Origin of the sequence: Pseudomonas sp. F8002, from assembly GCF_013385495.1 — a bacterium.
In the GTDB taxonomy this organism is placed as follows: domain Bacteria; phylum Pseudomonadota; class Gammaproteobacteria; order Pseudomonadales; family Pseudomonadaceae; genus Aquipseudomonas.
In genome coordinates this window covers 1-1,538 of the sequence record NZ_JACAPW010000071.1, presented here as the reverse complement: position 1 = coordinate 1,538, position 1,538 = coordinate 1, and the positions used below count along the sequence as shown (strand labels likewise).

1 protein-coding gene is annotated in these 1,538 nt (G+C 63.8%); it reads left to right on the top strand.

Going from position 1 to position 1,538, the window contains the following annotated elements; genetic code table 11:
• Positions 1 to 50: 50 nt before the first annotated feature.
• On the top strand, positions 51 to 1,538 hold a 1,488-nt coding region (gene hutU, locus HX811_RS31840), incomplete at its 3' end, for a urocanate hydratase (RefSeq protein ID WP_177048890.1).

Sequence of the window (1,538 nt, the reverse complement as noted above, 5' to 3'; positions counted from 1 at the left end):
TCCTCTTCGCACCCATCAATGTTCGCGCATTGATCGTTGAGGATTTTTTTGTGACCAAGCCTACCCAATACCGTGACGTTGAAATCCGTGCCGCACGCGGCAACACGCTGACCGCCAAAAGCTGGCTGACTGAAGCGCCGCTGCGCATGTTGATGAACAACCTCGACCCGCAGGTTGCCGAAAATCCGAAAGAACTGGTGGTGTACGGCGGCATCGGCCGTGCGGCACGTAACTGGGAATGCTACGACAAGATCGTCGAAAGCCTGACCAACCTCAACGACGACGAAACCCTGCTGGTGCAATCCGGCAAACCCGTCGGCGTGTTCAAGACCCACAGCAACGCCCCGCGCGTGCTGATCGCCAACTCCAACCTGGTACCGCACTGGGCGAGCTGGGAGCATTTCAACGAACTGGATGCCAAGGGCCTGGCCATGTACGGCCAGATGACCGCCGGCAGCTGGATCTACATCGGCAGCCAGGGCATCGTGCAGGGCACCTACGAAACCTTCGTCGAAGCCGGTCGCCAGCACTACAACGATGACCTCAAGGGCCGTTGGGTCCTGACCGCCGGCCTCGGCGGCATGGGCGGCGCACAGCCACTGGCCGCGACCCTGGCCGGTGCCTGCTCGCTGAACATCGAATGCCAGCAGGTCAGCATCGACTTCCGCCTGAGCAGCCGCTACGTCGACGAACAAGCCACCGACCTCGACGACGCCCTGGCGCGCATCGACAAATACACCAAGGCCGGCCAGGCGATCTCCATCGCGTTGCTGGGCAACGCCGCTGAAATCCTTCCGGAGCTGGTCAAGCGTGGCGTGCGCCCGGACATGGTCACCGACCAGACCAGCGCCCACGACCCGCTCAACGGCTACCTGCCCGCCGGCTGGACCTGGGACGAATACCGCGCCCGCGCCAAGACCGAACCGGCCGAAGTGATCAAGGCCGCCAAGCAGTCGATGGCCGTGCACGTCAAGGCCATGCTCGAGTTCCAGAAACAAGGCATCCCGACGTTCGACTACGGCAACAACATCCGTCAGATGGCGCAAGAAGTGGGCGTGGAAAACGCCTTCGACTTCCCGGGTTTCGTCCCGGCCTACATCCGTCCGTTGTTCTGCCGTGGCATCGGCCCGTTCCGTTGGGCTGCGCTGTCGGGCGACCCGCAAGACATCTACAAGACCGACGCCAAAGTCAAAGAGCTGATCCCGGACGACGCGCACCTGCACAACTGGCTGGACATGGCCCGCGAGCGCATCAGCTTCCAGGGCCTGCCGGCGCGTATCTGCTGGGTTGGCCTGGGCCAGCGCGCCAAGCTCGGCCTGGCATTCAACGAAATGGTGCGCAGCGGCGAGCTGTCGGCACCCATCGTGATCGGCCGCGACCACCTGGACTCCGGCTCGGTGGCCAGCCCCAACCGTGAAACCGAATCGATGCAGGACGGTTCCGACGCCGTGTCCGACTGGCCACTGCTCAACGCCTTGCTCAACACCGCCAGCGGCGCGACCTGGGTTTCGTTGCACCACGGCGGCGGCGTCGGCATG